General features: G+C 54.0%; 16 protein-coding genes and 1 tRNA gene. 8 read left to right on the top strand and 9 right to left on the bottom strand.

The window, feature by feature from the left end; translation table 11 throughout:
• Positions 1–13: 13 nt before the first annotated feature.
• A complete protein-coding gene (locus J2Z70_RS15755; RefSeq protein ID WP_209874628.1) occupies positions 14–781 on the bottom strand; it encodes an ABC transporter ATP-binding protein in 768 nt (255 codons plus the stop codon).
• On the bottom strand, positions 781–1,887 hold the full coding sequence (locus J2Z70_RS15750; RefSeq protein WP_209874625.1) for a FecCD family ABC transporter permease: 1,107 nt from the start codon (positions 1,885–1,887) through the stop codon (positions 781–783). The genes J2Z70_RS15755 and J2Z70_RS15750 overlap by 1 nt, the downstream gene beginning before the upstream one ends.
• Before the next feature lie 248 nt (positions 1,888–2,135).
• Between J2Z70_RS15750 and J2Z70_RS15745 the strand changes: the two genes are divergently transcribed.
• Positions 2,136–3,200 (top strand): ABC transporter substrate-binding protein, encoded by a 1,065-nt coding sequence (locus tag J2Z70_RS15745; protein ID WP_209874623.1) that lies wholly within the window; start codon positions 2,136–2,138, stop codon positions 3,198–3,200.
• A gap of 110 nt (positions 3,201–3,310) precedes the next feature.
• On the opposite strand, the gene J2Z70_RS15740 is transcribed toward J2Z70_RS15745, so the two are convergent.
• From J2Z70_RS15740 to J2Z70_RS15725, 4 genes are read right to left on the bottom strand one after another with little or no spacing between them, the layout of a single operon-like run.
• The gene (locus tag J2Z70_RS15740) at positions 3,311–4,303 is read right to left on the bottom strand and encodes an ABC transporter ATP-binding protein (protein ID WP_245368263.1); all 993 of its coding nucleotides are present in this window, start codon (positions 4,301–4,303) and stop codon (positions 3,311–3,313) included.
• The gene (locus J2Z70_RS15735) at positions 4,303–5,085 is read right to left on the bottom strand and encodes an ABC transporter permease (protein ID WP_036725439.1); all 783 of its coding nucleotides are present in this window, start codon (positions 5,083–5,085) and stop codon (positions 4,303–4,305) included. The genes J2Z70_RS15740 and J2Z70_RS15735 overlap by 1 nt, the downstream gene beginning before the upstream one ends.
• Before the next feature lie 32 nt (positions 5,086–5,117).
• Positions 5,118–5,936, bottom strand: a complete 819-nt coding sequence (locus J2Z70_RS15730; RefSeq protein ID WP_209874621.1) for an ABC transporter permease — start codon at positions 5,934–5,936, stop codon at positions 5,118–5,120.
• Positions 5,936–7,216, bottom strand: coding sequence for a serine hydrolase domain-containing protein (locus J2Z70_RS15725; RefSeq protein WP_245368262.1), 1,281 nt, complete (start codon positions 7,214–7,216; stop codon positions 5,936–5,938). Before J2Z70_RS15725 ends, J2Z70_RS15730 begins: the two co-directional genes overlap by 1 nt.
• A gap of 132 nt (positions 7,217–7,348) precedes the next feature.
• On the opposite strand from J2Z70_RS15725, the gene J2Z70_RS15720 reads away from it, so the two are divergent.
• A complete protein-coding gene (locus tag J2Z70_RS15720; RefSeq protein ID WP_245368261.1) occupies positions 7,349–8,656 on the top strand; it encodes an APC family permease in 1,308 nt (435 codons plus the stop codon).
• Positions 8,657–8,801: 145 nt separating this feature from the next.
• A tRNA-Lys gene (locus tag J2Z70_RS15715) sits at positions 8,802–8,874 on the top strand.
• Between the two features lie 399 nt (positions 8,875–9,273).
• Here J2Z70_RS15715 and J2Z70_RS15710 read toward each other — a convergent pair.
• Positions 9,274–9,663 carry a VOC family protein gene (locus J2Z70_RS15710; protein WP_245368260.1) on the bottom strand — a complete coding sequence of 130 codons (390 nt, stop codon included), beginning with the start codon at positions 9,661–9,663 and terminating at the stop codon, positions 9,274–9,276.
• Between the two features lie 63 nt (positions 9,664–9,726).
• Between J2Z70_RS15710 and J2Z70_RS15705 the strand changes: the two genes are divergently transcribed.
• The 3 genes from J2Z70_RS15705 (at position 9,727) to J2Z70_RS15695 (ending at position 14,362) form a co-directional block, all read left to right on the top strand.
• Complete coding sequence (locus tag J2Z70_RS15705; protein WP_209874617.1) at positions 9,727–10,092, top strand: DUF4180 domain-containing protein; 366 nt, start codon at positions 9,727–9,729, stop codon at positions 10,090–10,092.
• Between the two features lie 131 nt (positions 10,093–10,223).
• Positions 10,224–13,154, top strand: a complete 2,931-nt coding sequence (locus J2Z70_RS15700; RefSeq protein ID WP_209874614.1) for an insulinase family protein — start codon at positions 10,224–10,226, stop codon at positions 13,152–13,154.
• Between the two features lie 161 nt (positions 13,155–13,315).
• Complete coding sequence (locus J2Z70_RS15695; protein ID WP_209874611.1) at positions 13,316–14,362, top strand: Atu2307/SP_0267 family LLM class monooxygenase; 1,047 nt, start codon at positions 13,316–13,318, stop codon at positions 14,360–14,362.
• A 372-nt stretch (positions 14,363–14,734) separates the two neighbouring features.
• On the opposite strand, the gene J2Z70_RS15690 is transcribed toward J2Z70_RS15695, so the two are convergent.
• Entirely contained in the window at positions 14,735–15,622 is an 888-nt protein-coding gene (locus J2Z70_RS15690) for a fructose bisphosphate aldolase (RefSeq protein WP_209874608.1), read from the bottom strand.
• A 174-nt stretch (positions 15,623–15,796) separates the two neighbouring features.
• On the opposite strand from J2Z70_RS15690, the gene J2Z70_RS15685 reads away from it, so the two are divergent.
• Together J2Z70_RS15685 and J2Z70_RS15680 are read left to right on the top strand one after the other, a co-directional pair.
• Positions 15,797–16,456: a hypothetical protein gene (locus J2Z70_RS15685; protein WP_209874605.1), complete on the top strand. Its 660-nt coding sequence runs from the start codon at positions 15,797–15,799 to the stop codon at positions 16,454–16,456.
• A 436-nt stretch (positions 16,457–16,892) separates the two neighbouring features.
• The gene (locus J2Z70_RS15680) at positions 16,893–18,134 is read left to right on the top strand and encodes an RICIN domain-containing protein (RefSeq protein ID WP_209874604.1); all 1,242 of its coding nucleotides are present in this window, start codon (positions 16,893–16,895) and stop codon (positions 18,132–18,134) included.
• A gap of 110 nt (positions 18,135–18,244) precedes the next feature.
• Here the strand turns inward: J2Z70_RS15680 and J2Z70_RS15675 are convergent, their stop codons facing one another.
• Positions 18,245–19,765 (bottom strand): DUF4179 domain-containing protein, encoded by a 1,521-nt coding sequence (locus J2Z70_RS15675; protein ID WP_209874601.1) that lies wholly within the window; start codon positions 19,763–19,765, stop codon positions 18,245–18,247.
• Positions 19,766–19,784: the final 19 nt, after the last annotated feature.

Below are 19,784 nucleotides of genomic sequence, written 5' to 3'. Positions count from 1 at the left end.
ATTAAGCTGAGAGCTACTTTGTCTCCAGATAAGCGATACCCAGTGCTCCAGTGACCGGATTGCGGTAGGTCTCACACTCCACATCGAAGACCTCGCGGATTAATTCCTTCGTTAGAATATCCTCAGGGACTCCGCTGGCTGCGACCCGGCCTTCCTTCATAACATACAGATAGTCGCAGTATTCAGCGGCCAGGGTGAGATCATGGAGGGCGGCGAGAATGCCGATATCCAGCTTTCGGACGATATTCAGAATCTGCAGCTGGTATTTGATATCCAGATGGTTGGTCGGTTCGTCCAGAATCATGAATTCCGGCTGCTGGGCCAGCACACGCGCCAGAATGACACGCTGCTTCTCGCCGCCGGATAAGGAGTTATAGCTGCGGCCTGTGTGCCCCTCCAGATTGACCTTGCGGAGTGCGGCCGAGACAATGTCAGCGTCCTGCTGGCTGTCGTTTTCCAGCATGCCTTTATGGGGTGTCCGGCCCATTGCCACCATCTCACGAACGGTGAAGTCGAAGCTCAGCTCGTTGAACTGGCCGACTACGCCCAGCTTCCGGGCAACAAGCTTTGGGCTGGCCTTGATCACATTAAGCTCAGAGAGGAAGACCTCTCCATGACGGGGCTTGATGACTTTGTAGATGCTTTTGAGCAGCGTCGATTTGCCGCAGCCGTTCGGGCCGATCAGACCGACGAATTGCTTATTTTGCACCCTCAGCGAGACCTCCTGCACAATCTTCGCCTCACCGAAAGAGACGCTTAGCCGTTCAACATTCAGATTCATCAGCTTTTCCCTCCGAAGGCGTAGCCTTTTCTAATCAGCATGTACATGAACATCGGCGCTCCAATCAGGGCGGTAATGATCCCGATCGGCAGCTCCACATTCGGTACGATGGTCCGGGCAATGACGTCCGTCCAGATCAGGAAGATCGCTCCGAACAGAATCGACGCCGGCAGCAGCCTGCGGTGGTCCGAGCCTACCAGTCCCCGCACCAGATGGGGGATAATCAGTCCCACGAAGCCGATCATCCCGCAGCTTGCTACCATAACGCCGGTAATCAGTGCTGTGAGAATCATGTAGACTCTGCGGTAGGCACCCAGATGAATGCCCAGCGTAACCGCCGCCTCATCTCCTAGCAGCATGGCATTCAGCACACGGAACTGCGAGAGGAACAGGATAACGGCGAGCAGGACGGTGACCGAGATCAGCGGCAGCTTGTCCCAGCTGGAGGCGGCCAGGCTGCCCATCGTCCAGAAGGTAACTGTCTTAATGCCTTCGGCATTGTTCGCGAAATAGACAATGAAGTTGGCAAAAGCGGTACATAGAGCGTTAATGACCATCCCGGCCAGCACCAGCTTGACGGAGGTCATTTTGCCGCCCGCACTGGCAAGTGTGAGGACTAGCAGAGAAGCGCCAACCGCTCCTGCAAAAGCCCAAAAGGCGACTCCCGACTGGCCGAGCAGCCCCATCGAGCCGAAGCCGATCAGGATGGCGAAGGTTGCGCCCAGCGAAGCGCCGGAGGAGATACCGAGTATGTATGGATCAGCCAGGGGATTCTGTACTGCCGCCTGCATGATCGTCCCGCACAGCGTAAGTCCGGCGCCGATGAACATCGCCATCAGGACACGCGGGAAGCGGATTTTCCAGATAATATCCACGAAAGAACCGTTCGTCAGCTCCTGCATATCTCCAATCTGGATGCCTGTGATGTGATGAAGCAGAATCCGGTAGGATTGGGAGACAGGAATGTCCACCTGGCCGAAGGAGACCGCAGCCCCGGCAGACAGCAGGGTGATAATGAACAGGACGCCTATAACAGCCATGAAGCCGTAACGGGAATGAATGAGAGATTGCTTAGGCTGTGAAGGTATGGCTAGATCAGTATGCATGACAATGGGAAGGCTCCTTTACATTAAAAGATTAGTATGGACGGACTCATCAGAAGACACTGTGAGCAGGATATCGTAGCATGTTTTTAAATATAAAGGATATTGAGAACGATTGTCAATGATAATAATTCTCATTGACATGTGATCCAACTTTCTATATTCTACGGAGGTATCCCCTGCAAGGCTATGGGCTTAATGCCCTACCCGCAGGATAACTAACATACATACAGAAAAGGGGACCTAAGAGAATGAAGAAAGTATTCAAACGATATGTACCGCTGCTGGCGGTTCTGGTGATGGCGGTCATGCTGGCAGCTTGTTCTTCCAATGCAGGTAATGAGAAGGAAGCGGCGGCAACGGCTGCACCTGCATCGGCCAGTCCCGCACCGGCGGAGACTGCACAGGCAGCCAAGACGGTATATCCTCTTACCATCGAGAATCACACGAATAACGGGGAAGGCACCGAATGGACGACTAAATCGCAGACCTTCGATAAGGCTCCCGAGAAGGTAGTAGCGAATACCCAAGGTGCGGCTGAACTGCTGATTAAGCTGGGGCTTACCGACAAAATGGTTGGGGTTGCGGCTCTCTACGGTGCAGGCGATCCGGCGGTTCAAGAGGAATTCAAGAAGATTCCTGTCATCTCCCAGGACTATGCCAGTAAAGAACTCGTTGTGGGCGCAAGCCCGGATCTGGTGATGGGGCGCGGCGGCCTGTTCGCAGATGCGGATTGGGGAGTCGGGACGGTAGGCGGACTCAATGAGCTGGGCATCAAGACCTTCGTGCAGAGCACCAGTCTGCAAGGGGCAACGCTTGACAGCCTGTACAAGGATATTGAACAGCTCGGCCAGATCTTTGATGTGCAGGAGAAGGCTACTGCATATATTGCAGAGCTGAAGGAGCGTGCAGCGAAGCTGAAGGAAGGGGCAGCAGCAGGAGGGAAGACCTTTGCTTACGTCTCTGACGGGGGCAACGGCGCGATCGCTGTCTATAGCGGGAACGTGGATACTTTTGCGGGAGATGTGCTGGGACTGCTTGGACTGACCAACAGCTACGCGGATGTGACCGGTGAGATCAGCAAGGAGCAATTGATCGCGACCAACCCGGATGTCCTGCTGATTTCGGTATACACAGGCGGTATTGATGCTGACCAGTCGATAAAAGCGTTCTATGCCGATCCGTCACTGCAGAGTCTGAAGGCAATCCAGAACAAAGCGATCTATAAGATTGACTTCAACCAGTTCTGGGGCTACAGCTATTCCATCTTTGACGGGGCGGAGAAGCTTGCGTCTGAGCTGGCTGCTGCGAAGTAAGCCGGAGCTGCCTAAGAGGGCGTTACTCTATCCATAAGAGCTAATAAACATCTGGAAAACAAGCAGCCTGAGCGGTCACGGTAAAGTGACGGTTCAGGCTGTTTGTTGGTTTATGCTTGTGCACTCTCATAAATATTCATGACCACCTGCTGAATCGGCAGCTCCTTGACCGAAATATCCGAGAAGCCGTGCTTGCGGGAGATATTCTCGATGAACTCGCTGATCGAGATGCTGGCGGTGTCCACCTCCAGCGTAACCTGGAAGTCTGACGGCCGCTCAACCACCTTGGTGTAATCGTTGTCGAAGGGGGTGTTCTGCACAGACTCTACAAAGGTAAAGCTGACCTGCTTCTTCTCTCCCAGAAAGACTTTAAGCCGCTGCAGCGAATCATCGAACACCTTCTCGCCATGGTTAATGACGATGACCCGGTGCGCCAGCTCCTCCACATCCTCCAGATCATGGGTAGTCAGGATACAGGTCATATTCAGCTTCTTGTTCATCTGGCGGATGAATTCGCGGATCTTGACCTTGGCGATCACATCCAGCCCGATCGTCGGCTCATCCAGGAACAGGATGTCCGGCTGGTGCAGCATGGCCATGACGAATTCGCATTTCATGCGCTCGCCCAGCGACAGCACCCGGGTAGGCTTCTCAATGACCTCGGAGATTTCCAGCAGCGCCGCGAGCTCCTCCAGCCGATGATTGAAATCCGGGGTGGAGATTCCGTAGATGGCCTTGTTCATATTGAAGCTGTCGATGGGCGGAATATCCCAGATGAGCTGGGATTTCTGGCCGAAGACAGCTCCGATTTTGCCGACATACCGCTTCCGGTCACGGGCCGGGGAATAGCCGAGGACCGAAATCTCCCCGCTTGTCGGGTAGAGTGCGCCGCAGAGCATTTTGATCGTCGTCGATTTGCCGGCCCCGTTAGGCCCCAGCATGCCGCAGATTTCGCCCTGCTCAATGGCAAAGCTGATATCGTTCACAGCCTGGACCGAGACTTCTTCACGCTTGAAGAAGCTCCTGAAGGTCTGCCCCATGCCTGCGCCCCGCTTATAAGTGGTGTATGTCTTCGTTAAATGCTTCACATCTATAACCGGCATCAGCCGCCAACCCCCTCATATAATCTGATCATGTGCCGGTAGACCCAAATGCCTGCCCAGAGAAAGACAAAGCAGGGCAGTATCGCTGCAAAATCACTGGCTCCTACCCGGCCAAGCAGCGCCGAGGCCGGGAGGAAGCCGACCATGCCCACAGGAATGATCATCGTCGCTGCCGCCTGCACCGCCTTCGGGAAGATCGGCAGCGGATACTTGCCGACACTCAGTACACTGTCGGCCAGCTCGGAAATCCGCGAATTGCCCACCCACTTGAACGACATCGCCGCCATCATCAGTGATAATCCGGCCAGGACTGCCGTTCCGGCGAAGAACATGCCTGCGAATTGCAGCCAGGCTAAGGCCGGAATCGCGCCTACATGCCAGGCGGAGAACACGAATAACGCCGCTCCGCCCAGGAACAGCCCGGCACTTTCGGTGGAGAAGGTCGTAGCCACAAGGTAGAACAGCGGATTCAGCGGCTTAAGCAGCACTACCTCGAAGCTGCCCTCCCGGACATGCGACATGGTGGTCCACATGACCCCTCCGAAGACAAGGCTGGAGAGGCCGCTGGACATCGTGAATACGGACTGGATCAACAAGACCTCGTATAAGCTCCAGCCGGGGAAGCTGGTGCCTGCCCGGTAGATCAGCAGGGTCACCAGCGGAAACAGTATATTACCGATGAGGGTAATCAGACTGCTGACGATGAAGTTCATTCTATAGGCCGAAGCCGTCTGCACGGCGGAGTACATGCACTGCTTGTATACCTCTACATACCTTTTCATGTCAAGAATGTTCCTTTCTTCGGGGCATTCATTCACGCGCCGACCGCAGTAAACTGCTTCATGGCCCGGCGGCGCACCAGCTCATTGCACCCGAACATTACCAGCACAGCCGCTCCCTGCATGCCGACAGCCTCCGGGATGGATAACTCCAGGCCGCCGAGTGAATAATGGCCGGTGAACACCATGGCAGGCATATAAGCAATGTATTGAAATGGCAGGAACAACTGGGTCACCTGCAGCCAGTGCGGGAAGAAATCCAGCGGAATCAGCGCACCTGAGAAAATCCCCGATACCAGCATGAACGCGCTACGTATGCCCCCTGACTGCACCAGCCAGAAGGAGGTGAGGCCAATCGTATAGTTGACATAGAAATTCATCAGAAAAGCGAGCAGCACGGACACTATGGTCCACGGCAGGCTTGCCGGCCGCATATCGATGCCGAAGATAAGGATAAAAATCAGCAGGCATGGCAGAAATTCAAACACGAAGCCGAGGAAGCGGTGTCCGAGCTTCTGGAACAGCGCGAAGGAACGGTGATCGACCGGACGCAGATGGAAGGTCAGAAACTTGCCGGTGCGGACAAGCATCGACAGATTCCAGTCGGCGAAATCCATGATCAGGTAACCAATCAGCGCCGTTGCCCCGAAGTAGCGGATCATTTGCTGGAGATCAAGCCCGCCCAGTGTAGCCTGCCCTCCATAGACTGCGGTCCAGATGAAATACTGCACCATGAAATAGACAGGACCGACGATTACGGACACCAGGGAGTGGGTGCGGTAGGCACTCCACTCCTTATAGGTTACCGCCGCCACGGAGCGGCAGATCCTCCAGTTATGCTTGAGACGGTTCATCAGATCACGCCTGACCAGATAATATTGGTGACATTGAACAGCGCCTCCGCGTACCAGTTATCGTCCTTGAACGGCACGAACCATACCGCAGCAAGCTGCTCGGCAGGGTCCATCACCATACAGCAGGCTCCGGCTCCTTCATGGAAATAACTGCCCTCGGAGTAAAAGAAGGCGGGACCCTTCCGCATATCCAGTCCAATGCCGTAGCTCCGGTCTTTGACATCATTGCCCCAACAGTAGTCGGGAACCCCGTAGAGTGTACGGGTGGTGAGCTTCTCGACGGCTTTGCGGCCGAGAATGCGGGTCTCACCCAGTCGGCCCATGCCCAGCAGCATGTTGGCGAAGCGGATCAGGTCAGCCGGTGTGGAGGACAGCCCTCCGCCGGTGCTGGATACCGTCTCCCACAGCTTATCTGCCGCAGAGACCTCGGGCTGGATGCCTTGGGCCAGCTCATTCAACTGCTTCTCCCGCATTTCGTTGCGGATAATGAAGCGCCCCGCCAGCTCCGGCGTCGGCTCCCACATCGTATCCCTCATGCCGAGCGGCTTCAGGATGTTCTCCTCTATGTACTGCTCGGCGGTAACGCCAGTCACCTTCTTGATAATCTCGCCAAGAATACAGAAGCCGAAGGAGCAGTATTGCCATTCCTCGCCTACCTTCTTATTCACGCCGCAGCTCAGCGCGGCGGTGATCCAGTCCGGCTCCCCGTCCTCCGGCCTGTAGCTGTCGAAGTATTCGCCGATAAGCTGCCAATAGCTTTTGTGATAGGGAATCATGCTGCCCGCGCAGTCGGGGAACAGGCCGGAGGTATGGGTAAGCAGGCTGTAGATATCGATTTTGGCAAAGGGCTCCACGTTAAACGGTTTCAGAAAAGTGCCGACGGGAAGGTCCAGCCGGAGCACGCCATCCTCCACAAGCTTGGCTATGGCCACGGAGGTAATGGCTTTGGTGATTGAAGCAATTCTATGAACGGTAGTCGGCAACAACGGCTCCGTCCGCTCTTCGCGGTAGGAGAGGGGGCCGATGGCGCCGTGCATGAACGTCTTGCCGTATCTGGATATACAATATGAGGCGGCTTGAATCTTTTTGTCATCGATCAGTTGCTGGAAGTGGGTATGCAATACCCCGATTCTTGTTGCGTCATAATTCACCTCTGCCGGTGAGCAGTCGGTAATGCCTGGAGTGTACAGCATAAAGGTATATGCCTCCTCGAAGGTTGTGGCGCTGAGCGAACCAGCTATGCCCAGGGAAATACGCCCAGGCTTCAGTATATCTTCCATATAGTGTTAGTTACAATGGGGAGTTTGGTTTATAACCAATTTCTCCGGCTCAAAAAGAGGGGTGAACAGGACGAATAGAGAAATAAAAGCATGATAAATATTTCACAGAACGGAAGGACAATGAATCACATCATGACAACAAAGCCGTTAACCAAAAGTATTACGTTCCTGCAAGCCCTGGCCCTGGTGGTCGGGATGATTATCGGATCGGGGATTTTTTTGAAGCCCGGAATTGTATTGAATAATGCGGGTAGCCCATGGATGAGTATTCTGGCCTGGGGTGTTGGAGGGATCATTACCCTGGCTTCGGCGCTGAGTGTGGCGGAGATTGCGGCTGCCATTCCGAAGTCGGGAGGCCTATATACTTATTTAAGTGAATTGTACGGCGGGGTGTTCGGCTATCTGCTTGGCTGGGTGCAGGCGGTGATCTCCTATCCGGCTTCTGTGGCGGCGCTGGCCATTGCCTTTGCTACCTATTCCGGTTACTTTCTGCCGTTGAATGCATGGCAGCAGAAGCTGCTTGCCGTGGGCATTCTGGGCTTCATTCTGTTGATGAATGTTATAGCGACGAAGTTCGGCGGGATCATTCAGACGGTGGCTACGGTTGGGAAGCTGATTCCGGTAGCGGGCATTGTGGGCGTCGGACTGTTCTCGGATCTGGCTCCCGGCTTCGGCGGCATCGGTACAGCGGCTGCGGGTGCAGGCTTCGGGGCTGCGGTGCTCGGCACACTCTGGGCTTATGACGGCTGGATCAGCGTAACCAATATGGCGGGAGAGATCAAAGACCCGGCCAGGACGCTGCCGAAGGTCATTTCGATCGGCGTTATTTTTGTCATCGCCGTATATGTATTGTTCAATATTGCGGTGTTCCAGGCGCTGCCCTATGACCAGATTGTGTCGTCCCCGACTCCGGGAGCCGATGCGGCCGAAGCACTGTTCGGTAGCGGCGGCGGAGCCTTTATTACGGCAGGCATTATTGTCTCTGTGCTGGGTGCGCTGAACGGTTATCTCATGACCGCAGCACGGGTGCCTCAGGCGATGGGGGAGCGGGGACAGCTTCCGTTCTCCCGGGTGCTGAGCAGCATTCATCCGAAGTTCCAGACACCGGCGAATGCGCTTGTTTTTCAGAGTGTGCTGGCGGTGGTCTACATCTTCTCGGGCACCTTCAATACGCTGACGGATCTGCTGGTGTTCGTGCTCTGGATCTTCTTCACCATGGGGGTGTTCGGCGTGTTCCTCCTGCGCAGGAAGTTGCCGCCTGTACAAGGTCGTTATCGCGTGCCGCTATATCCCTTCACCCCGATCCTTGGTGTAGCAGGGGGGCTCTATATTCTAGCCAGTACAATTATCAGTGATCCGCTGCGCTCGCTTATAGGGATTGGCATCACGCTTGCCGGACTCCCCGTGTATGTGGTGATGATGCGGAAGAATCGCGTGTAGACAGCTGTTCATTGCCGGGGGTGAGAAACTTTTAATAAAACAGTTGACAGCGCCCGTTCTAAAAAGTATACTATGAAAGTACTTTTGAGCGGACGCAGTCAGCTTAGAGATCATCGTCTAGAGTAATGATACATAGACACCATACGGACTCTTAGCTCAGTTGGTAGAGCAGTAGACTCTTAATCTATTTGTCCAGGGTTCGAGCCCCTGAGAGTCCATCCCTTAAGAAACGGCAGAAATGCCGTTTTTTTGCTGTACAGGAAATTATAATTCCCCCTGTTGTGGACAAGGTGAGTCTACATTTGTGGAAAAGAGCTCTTTGAATGATTCGTAGAGTGACTTGGTTGCTGAATGGGGCTGAAGGGTCGCCGGGAGAGCAGGAGTGTATCTAATTTCATAGGTAAAAGGCTGAATGTATGCTAAAAACCGAGTACAAACGGCTGGTACAGCGGTATATGGGCCAAATGTATGTGGAAAACAGCATACATTGTGTTCACATGAGGCGTGTGGGCCAAATGAGGAGCACTAATGCATCTCATTCGGCTCAATCGCAGGTTAAATCAGCAAATCTGGTACACTAGTGCTAGTCCGTGGATGGCAAGCCCATCCGAACGCCGTTACATATGCTCCGCAAGCTGCACCTCGAACCCGTCTGGGTCCAGAATATAGAAGAAGCGCAGGCTGGGATTCGGCGCGATGGGGCCGCGGGCGACCGGGATTCCTTCCTTAGCAAGTTCGGCCATAGCCTTGTCCAGCGATGCGACCTCGAAGCCTACAGAGACTCCGCACTCCGGCTTCACCGGCGGGTCACTACCCTCTATCAGCTCAAGCTTCGGCTGCCCCTCTATCCCCAGCATGACGATCTGCTTCCCTCTGCTCTCGAATCTGCGCTCCACAGGAAGCCCTAGAATCCGGTGATAGAAATCAAGGGAAGCCTCCAGATTGCGTACCCTGAGTGTAATCCAATTCATCGTGAGCTCCATCATGATCCATCCTTTGCTGTACATTTCAATTGCTGCTAAGATAAGCTATCCGCATATTTTAACATATTTGATCAGGAGGTTATAACAATGAACATAACAACTATAGAAGCTGGCGGCACGATCATCGCTGTAGTGAGCGGCAACGAAGCCGTGGTAGGTGATGTCCAGAGTGCGCTGGATCTGTTGGCAACGGTACGCTATGAGACCGACTGTGACCGGATCGTGATCCATAAGGCGCTGCTGAGCGAGGAGTTCTTCGACCTCAAGACTCGGCTGGCCGGTGAGATTCTGCAGAAGTTCATTAACTATCAGGTGAAGGTAGCGGTGGTGGGTAATTTCAGCAGCTATACCAGCCGCAGTCTGCGTGATTTCATCTATGAATGCAACCAAGGGAAGGATATATTTTTCGTAGCGGATGAACAGCAGGCGGTTGAGCGGTTGAGCCGGGTCTAGATTCTCGCAGCGTCAGCGCTGAGAGCTGCATCCGTCAGCAGGTCCTCTATGCAGCCCATAGTGGAACCCGAAACCCCGGATATGATAAGCTCATGGAATCAGGGCAGCCCTGAACCAAGGAGGGAAAAGTTATGAGCAGCTTAATAGCAGGTGAGGTCTATTCCGGGTTTGAAGTTATACGCAAGGAGTACATACGGGAAATCGAATCCTCCGTATACACGCTGGAGCATCAGCAGAGCGGCGCACGGCTGCTCTATGTACAGAATCAGGATGACAATAAGGTATTCAGTGTCACGTTCCGGACTCCGCCTGCGGACAGCACGGGAGTGTTTCACATTCTGGAGCATTCGGTCCTCTGCGGCTCCGGCAAATTCCCGGTGAAGGAACCGTTCGTTGAGCTGCTGAAGGGCTCGATGAAGACGTTCCTGAACGCTTTTACCTTTGGCGATAAAACGATGTATCCGGTAGCCAGCCAGAATGACCAGGATTTTGCCAATCTGATGGAGGTCTATCTGGACAGCGTCTTTCAGCCGAACATTTACAGTCAGCCGGAGATTTTTGAGCAGGAGGGCTGGCACTATGAGTTGCCCAATTCCGGGGATGAGCTGATCTACAAGGGCGTTGTCTACAATGAGATGAAGGGCTCGTATTCCTCGCCGGTGACGGTGCTGATTGACCGGATCAAAAAATCGCTCTACCCGGGTACGATCTACCGTCACTCCTCCGGCGGCGATCCGCAGCATATCCCTGCATTGACCTATGAGCAGTTTCTGGAGGCGCACCGGAATTATTATCACCCCTCGAACAGTTATTTCTATCTCTATGGTGACCTGAATATCGAAGCACGGCTGCAGTTTATCCATGAAGAATATCTCAGCCGCTATACCCGTAAGGTAATGGACACTTCAATTCCGCTACAGGCCTCGACCGGCATGACCCAGCTTACGGCGGAGTATCCCATTCTGGAGACGGAAACGGCTGCGGACAAGACATACTTGAGCTTGAATTATGTAATAGGGACCTCTCTGGACCGGGAGCTGAATCTGGCCTTTGCCATTCTGAAAAGCATGCTGATGGACAGTAGCGCCGCCCCGTTGAAGCAAGCGCTGCTGGAGAGCGGTCTGGGCAAGGATGTGGTTGCTTTTTATTCAGATAGCATGGTTCAGCCTATGCTGGGTATTGCTTTGACACATTCTAACCCTGAGGCCAAGGAGGAGTTCGTGAATCTGGTCAGAGCTACCTTAAGCCGCCTTGCTGCGGACGGACTGGATGAGAAGCTGGTGCTCGCTGCGGTGAACAGCAAGGAATTTGAACTGCGGGAAGCCGATTTCAGCCAATATCCGAAGGGTCTCACCTACAATATGGAAGTGATGAAGGCCTGGCTGTATGACGGCTTGCCATCCACATATCTGGAGTATGAAGCGGCACTTACGGCGATCCGTGAACAAAGTTCGGCCCGCTATTTCGAGCGCCTGATTGAGACCTACCTGCTGAACAGTAACCACTGTAGTGTCGTTGTTCTCCAGCCCTCTCAGACTCTTGCGGGGGAAAAGGATGCGGCGGTCCGCAGCCGTCTGGCGTCATATAAAGCGTCTTTGGCCCCGGCACAGCTGGATGAACTGGTGCTTAGCACGCAGAAGCTGCTGGCCCGGCAGAATACTCCTGACCCCGCAGAGGAGCTGGAGAAGCTGCCGAAGCTGACCCTCCAGGATGTTAACCCTATTGCCCCGGCCGGGGTACCCACAGTGGAGGTTGCGCTGGACGGGATTAAGGTGCTGCATCATGAAGTGGCTGCCGGTGCAATTGCCTATATCAAGCTGTACTGGGACACCAGCGTGCTTGCAGCACAGCAGATTCCTTATCTGGAGCTGCTGGCGAGAGTGCTCGGACAGCTGGAGACGGAAGCCTACAGTATTGAGGAGCTGACCAGTGAGATTGGGATTACTACGGGCGGCATTCGTTTCCAGAATGAGGTGTTCGGAGCCGGGAAGTCTGCGGAAGGAAGCTATCAGGCCAAATTCAGCGCGCGGATCAAGGTCATGCAGGGCAACATCGGCGGTTCCCTGAAGCTGCTGCATGAGCTGCTCTACGGCAGCAATCTGGATAACCTGTCCAAGCTGCAGGAGATTGTCCGCCGGGAAGCCTCCGGCATGGAATCGATGCTGACCCAGAAAGGCAATGAGATTGCAGCCAGCCGGGTGCTGTCCTACTTCTCGGACCGGGGAATGTACGAGGAGCAGCTTGGCGGCGTGGCGTATTACCGCTTCATCAAGGAGCTTGCCCGCAGCATTGACCAGCAGGCTGAAGGGCTTGCAGATACCTTGAAGGAAATCTGCGGCTTGTTGTTCAATACGCAGAATCTGACGCTCTCCCTCACCGGTACGGCGGATTCGTATGCGGAATTCGCCGCACATGTGCAGGAGCTGGACCTGAGCAGACGGGTGGTAGAGTCCCTGCCGCTCTTATCAGCACAGGGGCAGGCGGTCAACGAAGGCTTCATGTCCGCGAGCCAGGTGCAGTATGTAGTCAAAGGTTATGATTACAAGAAGCTGGGCTTCGCCTATTCCGGCAAGCTGCAGGTGCTTAAGAAGATCCTCAGCCTGACCTACCTGTGGAATACGGTCCGGGTCAAGGGCGGAGCGTATGGCGGCAATCTGCTCCTGCGCCGCGACGGGGTAATCCTGTTCACTTCCTACCGCGATCCGAACCTGCTGGAGACGCTGGAGGTCTATGACCGGGCCTCTCAGTTTGCCGGAGAATATTCGGCTGATGAAGCGGAGATGGAGAGGGCGATTATCGGGACCCTGGCCATGCTGGACCAGCCGCTGAGTCCCGGCGCTACAGGCCGTCAGGCGGACCGGCATTATTTCGAGCAGATTACGGCGGAAGACCTTCAGCAGGAACGTAATGAAATCCTGTCAGCCACAGCCGGGGATATCAGGAGCTATGCAAGTCTGCTTGAGGCGGTAACGCAGCAGAATTACTTCTGTGTAGTCGGGGGTGAATCCAAGCTGAAATCGGCTTCAGGTGCTTTTGGCAGCCTGGAGGAGCTGGTGAAGTAAGCGGGAGCGGCTACGATTAGCCAGCTAATACGAAACAGGGTGCCTCTGGAGCTGTTAATACAGCCGGGGCGCCCTGTTTGCTGCGGGTTAAAGTTTTCTTTGAATATTTGACTATTTAGTTTTAGAATATAAAGATTACTGACTTCTAGGAGGAACAATACGTGGAACTTGGAATAAGCACCTTTGTCGAGACAACGCCTGATGTAAATAACGGAGTGACTCTTAGCCATGCGGAGCGGCTGCGCGAAGTGGTGGAGGAGATCGTGCTTGCGGATCAGGTGGGACTGGATGTATACGGCGTGGGTGAGCATCACCGGCCTGATTTTGCAGCTTCGTCGCCTGCTGTGCTGATGGCGGCGGCTGTACCGCTGACGACCCGAATCCGCCTGACCAGTGCGGTCATGATTCTGTCCTCAGCCGATCCGGTGCGGGTATTTCAGGATTTCGCAACACTGGACGGAATATCGGGCGGCCGTGCCGAGATTATGGTGGGCCGGGGCTCGTTCACCGAGTCGTTTCCTCTGTTCGGCTATGATCTGAAGGACTACGAAGAGCTGTTTGACGAGAAGCTGGACCTGCTGCTCAAGCTGCGGGAGCCCGGCAAGGTGAGCTGGAGCGGCAAGCACCGCCCGGCTATAACGAATCTGGAGATCTATCCGCGCCCGGAGCAGAATCCGCTGCCGGTATGGATTGCGAGTGCGGGAACTCCGGAATCTGCGGTCCGTGCGGGTACCCTGGGCCTGCCCTTTGCTCTGGCGATTATCGGCAATGTGAATCCTTCCGATTATGCCATGCATGTACGGCTCTACAAGGAGGCAGCGGCCAAGGCTGGTCATGATGTGTCCAAGCTTCCGATTGCCTCACACTCTCATGGTTATGTTGCGGAGACGGACGAGCTTGCTGTGGAGGCCTTCTTCCCGTCTACACATGCGCGGACGAATGTCCGGGCGGTGGAGAAAGGACTCCCTCCGTATCACCGTGCGGATTACGATGCTGCCCGCAGCTTTGACGGTGCTCTATATGTGGGCGACCCGGACACAGTTGCCCGCAAAATCCTCCACCTCTACGAGCACGTAGGGATCACCCGCTTCCTGCTGCATGTCCCGCACGGCTCTATGCCGCATGCCCAGGTGATGCAGGCCATCCGCCTCTTCGGGACAGAGGTAGCGCCTAGGGTGCGGGAGGGAATTAAGCGGCTTAAGGCATAGCTCCTGCTAGAGCAAGAGCGCTACTGCTATGAAATCCTGCCTGAAATACAACATTCTCTCCACTAAACAGGTCTTGATCGAAGATTGTTGCAGGAAAGGCAGCATTTCCCCTCTTTTGTGCGGATTAGCTCGAGAAATCCTGTATATCATGCAACATCTCTCCCGCATACCCAGGTATACAGGACTGGAAGTTGCAGATCCTGCAACACTTTAGATTTGTTGCGGTGACAGCAGCGATCAGCCGGTGATTTATCAGGCGTAGTTTTGAGTTCGGAACTTATATTCGGCATATACAGAAGAGGACCCCGCGGCACTAGACCTGGGGTCCTCTTCTGTATATGAAGCTATGAGCTTAAATGAGCATGGATCTGATCAAGTAATCGAGGCCTCATAGATGGCCTGGATCGACGCGGCGAGGGTGCTGTTGAATGCCTCCTCCGTCTGCTGATCGCTGAGCCCCTGGGATAAGGCGCGGGAGAAGCTGGCAATCACTCCATGCTGCCGGGCCAGCTTCTCGTTGGCTTCAGCCTGGGTATACCCTCCTGAGAGTGCTACGATCCGAACCACATGGGGATCTGCGGCGAGCTCACTGTATAAATTATCCTCTGTCGGGATCGACAGCTTGAGCATGACCTTCACGCCATCTGGCAGCTCAGACAAGCGTGCGGCCAGTTCCCATTTCAGCAATTGCTCTGACTCCTGCTTGTCCTTGCTGAGGATATCTACTTCCGGTTCAATAATCGGAACGAGTCCGAAGGCGGCGATCTGCCGGGCCAGCTCGAACTGCTGCTCCACGACCTGCCGGATACCCTCCGGGTTCGCCTCATGAATTACGGAGCGCATTTTGGTGCCGAAGATATGCTTGCTGACTGCCCGCTTCAGCAGATCATTGAGGGCGGGGATAGGCTTCATGAGCTGGACCCCGTGCTGAGGAGCGGCCAGTCCCTGGTCTATTTTGAGAAAAGGCACGACGCCCTTCTGCTCCCACAGGTAATCGGCGGTATATTGCCCGTCTATGAGGCGGTCCATCGTGTTCTCGAACAGAATTGCACCTAGAATATGCTCCCGGTTAAAGGCGGGACTCTGAATAATACGTGTTCTCATGCTGTGAACCATGGTGTACATCTCTTCGTCCCCTGAATAACGGTCTTCCTTAATACCGTATTGCAGCAGTGCTTTGGGGGTGCTTCCTCCGCTCTGATCCAGAGCAGCTATAAAGCCTTGGCCAGTGTGAATCCGGTCCAATTGTTCAGTATTCATGGTTAGGTTCATTCCCTTCTGCAAAATGAGATGGTTACTGTACCCTGTCTAGTATAGCACTTGCGCATAAGGACATACATGGGGGTCCGGCAGAGCTTTCCATTTGAGTTGAGAGATATGGTATGTTACCTTGTTCAATAGGATGGTATGATAGAAAGTGGGGTGAATTTAATTATGACAAACGAAACTACCAATGAGACCACCAATGAGACCACGAATGAGCCGGTGAACGGTGAAGCGGAAGCTGCCGGGCAGGCCATGACCGAAGAGAATTGGAATGAGCTGCTCAAGGCTGTTTTTCATAACGGCATTGTAGCGCTCAAAATGAGCTTCAGCGATGTGGAAGGACAGGTGCTGAACCTGGACAACTACGGACCGGTATTTGTATTCCGTGTGAAGGATAAAGATAACGCTGATTATTACTGCGGCTTCTTCCTTCGTGAGCTGGCTGCCCGGTTCCAGTCCGGCAACAGTCCGGAGATCTGGATGGCCTCCTTCTTCCACGAGCTGATGAAGACCAAGGGAGGCAACTCCATGCCTAAGCCGCTCGCCAGTGAAGAGGAAGCCAAGGCCGCTGTCGATAATGTGCTGGTTCCGATGTGTATCGCCGCTGTAACGGAGGAGTTCGCACCGGAGCAGGTGCATGCCGGCCTGGCCTGGAACGAGGAGCATGGACCGGTCTTTGAAGCAGGCTTCCCTGCAATCACGGACGGAAATAACGTATGCGCTATCCCGCTCCATCTGTTACTGACGCATCTGCAGCTTAACCGTGATCCTTCGGAGCTGCTCGTGCAAGGGATGTATAAGATCCGCGAAGAGCACGGACTCGAGTAGTACGGCAATCAAGGTATCATCTTTGCAAAAGCATGAACCGCCTCCGTTGGAGAGCGGTTTTTTGCTGTGTTTGGGGCTGACAAACTAACAGAGCATCAGTCTTATGAGGCATGTGGTGGCCGAGTGCGCGAGGGCCCAATGTATGCGGAAAACCGTACACAATGTAATGGCCGAGTGCGCGTGGGCCCAATGTATAATGTAAACCTGACGCTCTACTGGTGTCTTCCGAAGGCCAGCCCCCTCTTTCCCCCAGGTTCGCTGAATTGTCAAATTTCTGGTTCTTCCGGGAAGCAAAAACGATATATATGGGATGTAGCAGAAGAAGGCGCTGCCATTATCCATGTCCGAAACCGGTTGGGTAAGGTTTCAACTGCACGAACGTACGCGTGCATTGAAATAAGGCTGGCCATTTTGAAATCAATAGAGGAGGGCAATAATGCTTAAAAGAGGTAAATTCTTAAGTCTGTTCATGCTGTTCACGTTATTCATCGCACTGCTCCCTGCGGGGAGCGCAAGCGCAGCAACCTGGAATCTGGCCTGGAGCGATGAGTTCGACGGCTCCTCCCTGAACACCGCTAACTGGACGGCTGAGATTGGCACAGGTACCGGCGGTTGGGGCAACAATGAATTGCAATACTATACGAACCGTTCACAGAACCTGAAGGTTACCGGCGGCAACCTGGTCATCACGGCGCAGAAAGAATCCTATGAAGGCATGAATTATACCTCGGCGCGGATTAAGACACAGGGACTCAAGAATTTCACCTATGGCAAAATTGAAGCCAGAATCAAGCTGCCTTCCGGCCAGGGATTATGGCCTGCGTTCTGGATGCTCGGCTCCAATATCAACACCCCGCCCGGCTGGCCGGCCTGCGGAGAGATAGATATTATGGAGCGGGTAAATAATAACGCTGCCGTCAACGGTACGGTGCACTGGGATGCAGGCGGCCATGCTGAATTCGGAAGGGTATCCGGTAATCTGGACTTCTCCCAATACCATGTATACAGTGTGGAATGGGATTCGAAGTACATCAGATGGTTCGTCGACGGCAACCAGTTCAATGAATTCTATATTGAGAACGGAACCGGCAATACGGAGGAATTCCAGAAACCGTTCTTCCTGCTGCTGAATCTTGCGGTAGGCGGCAACTGGCCTGGTGCTCCGAATGGAGCTACCCCCTTCCCGGCGCAGATGCTCGTGGATTATGTGCGGGTGTATCAAGCGGGCGCTCCTTCGAGCGGAATTGTCAGCGGCGGAGTCTACACCTTGATGAACAAGGCAAGCGGCAAGGTACTGGATGTGACAGATGTTTCTACAGCAGACGGGGCCAAAATGCATCAGTGGACCAATTACACCGCCGCCAATCAGCAATTCAGAGTGGAGAGCACGGGAGACGGCTTCTACAAGCTTACAGCGATGCATAGCGGCAAGCTGCTGGATGTGCCGAATGCCTCCACGGCAAGCGGAGTCCAGCTTCAGCAGGCGAATGACAACGGCAGCAACGCCCAGCGGTGGAGCATCATCGATGTGGGCGGCGGTTATTACAAGCTGATCTCCAAAGCCAGCGGGCTGGCTATGGATGTCTCTAACTCCTCTACCGCAGACGGAGCGGTCGTGCAGCAATGGACGGACAACGGAACCGACGCCCAGAAATGGCAGCTTATTAAAATTAATTAGGAGCGGACGAAGCAGCGGAATGCTTATACTGCTGTAAAAGGGCTTAAGAAAGGGAGAAGCCCCGCAAGCCTGTCGGCTGGGCGGGGCTTCTTGCTGTTTGCGGCAAGCTTCTATTTCTTTGAGAACAGCTCGATACTTTGCGTTTCCAAAATTGGATTCCAAATGCGCTCAACCGATAGGGTAAGCGGCTGCGGGTAATCTACGGCTTGACTGCCAAAAGATAAACTCATCTCACTGGTTCCCGTACCATCTCTAGAGATCATGGTGCCGCCGAAGTCGATTAGTGGCGTTTCCCGATTCGTTCTATTATGCACCTGGCCGTTCGCATCGGTGAATTTGTCAGCCAGTTGTGCGCCGATGTTCTCCGCCTGTACCGCCCCTTGCGAATCGGTGAAATAAGACAGATGGGTCACCTTACGCCGGAGCAGAATCTCTGCCGCTGTTGCATGATGTTCTTCCTTGGATGTGACCATTTCCCAATCGTTTGCCGGTGCTTCAATCACTTGCTGCTTGTTCAGATCGACCACAAATTTCATACGGTCCGGCTCCAGCGCCGAGATCCCGGCAATCTTCAGCGTGGTGGAGTCCGGCTGGTTAAGCTGGGTATACCTGAACACCAGCGTTGCCTGCGAGTGGTCTTTGTACACCTCGGAATTATCGGCCGTGATTCTGCCCGGATAAACCAATTTCTCGGTTTGACTCCCGGTCGTTGCGATCAGAACAGGATTCAGCAGGCTGAAAATCTGTTTGGTGTTCGCCTCGTCATACTCCAGATCGACATAAGTATTGAACGGAGTATACTGCACTTGGCGCACTTTTATCTGTTGACCGTCCACTATAAGCGTGCGATTCACAGGGAGTGTGCGTACCTGGTCTTTGAATTCGTCTGGGTCAAGCTGAAACGATACCTCCAGGCTGGTCCGATACTTGTTGCTGCTGGAAGTGAGCGCCTGGTCGGATGTTTCGGTTAGAATTACAGTGAACTTCAGATCCTTGGAATCAGTGATGGAAGCCGGATAATTAGTGGAATAAATAAAATCCTTGCTTCCGCCGGGCGGAATCCGGGAGTCGCTATCGTACGCCATTTCCAAGGCTGCGCCCCGATGTGGATATGGAACCTCGTAATCACCAAACTGAATTTTCGTATCCGCAGGTATAATTTCTGTATCCGAATCGTTCTGCACGCTGAACAGGATATACACTTTACGGCCATCCGTGACAGCGCCATCTACATCCATGCGGTATCCATTGTTTGTTGCACTTTGACGGACCGGATTTACCAGATTTCGTTCCAGGATGTCGCCAACCCCCCGGTTCGTTAATGGCTGTTTGCGATAGTCCGCAAAATCATTCCAGCTTTTGGTGCTGGCCGCCTGCACTGAACCGCTGAGGCCGGGATCGTCTATACCTCCAGATGGCAAGCCGATGGATGAGACAATCACAAAAATGGCTGCGGCCGCGGCTAATACGGCGCCGGCCCCATAGGAATAGAAACGCCGTTTGCTGCGTTTTTTCCCTTGCGCCATTCCGCTGCGCATTGCATTATGAATTTTCAATTCCTGAATCTCCTCTGCATGAAGATGGACCTCCTGGGCATCCTGTTTCAGGACACGCTCTTCTTTTTCCAACATTTCTGTCACCTCCGATTTG

It is taken from the genome of Paenibacillus silagei (genome assembly GCF_017874735.1).
Lineage (GTDB): Bacteria > Bacillota > Bacilli > Paenibacillales > Paenibacillaceae > Paenibacillus_AQ > Paenibacillus_AQ silagei.
This window is presented reverse-complemented; position numbering and strand designations above follow the sequence as displayed.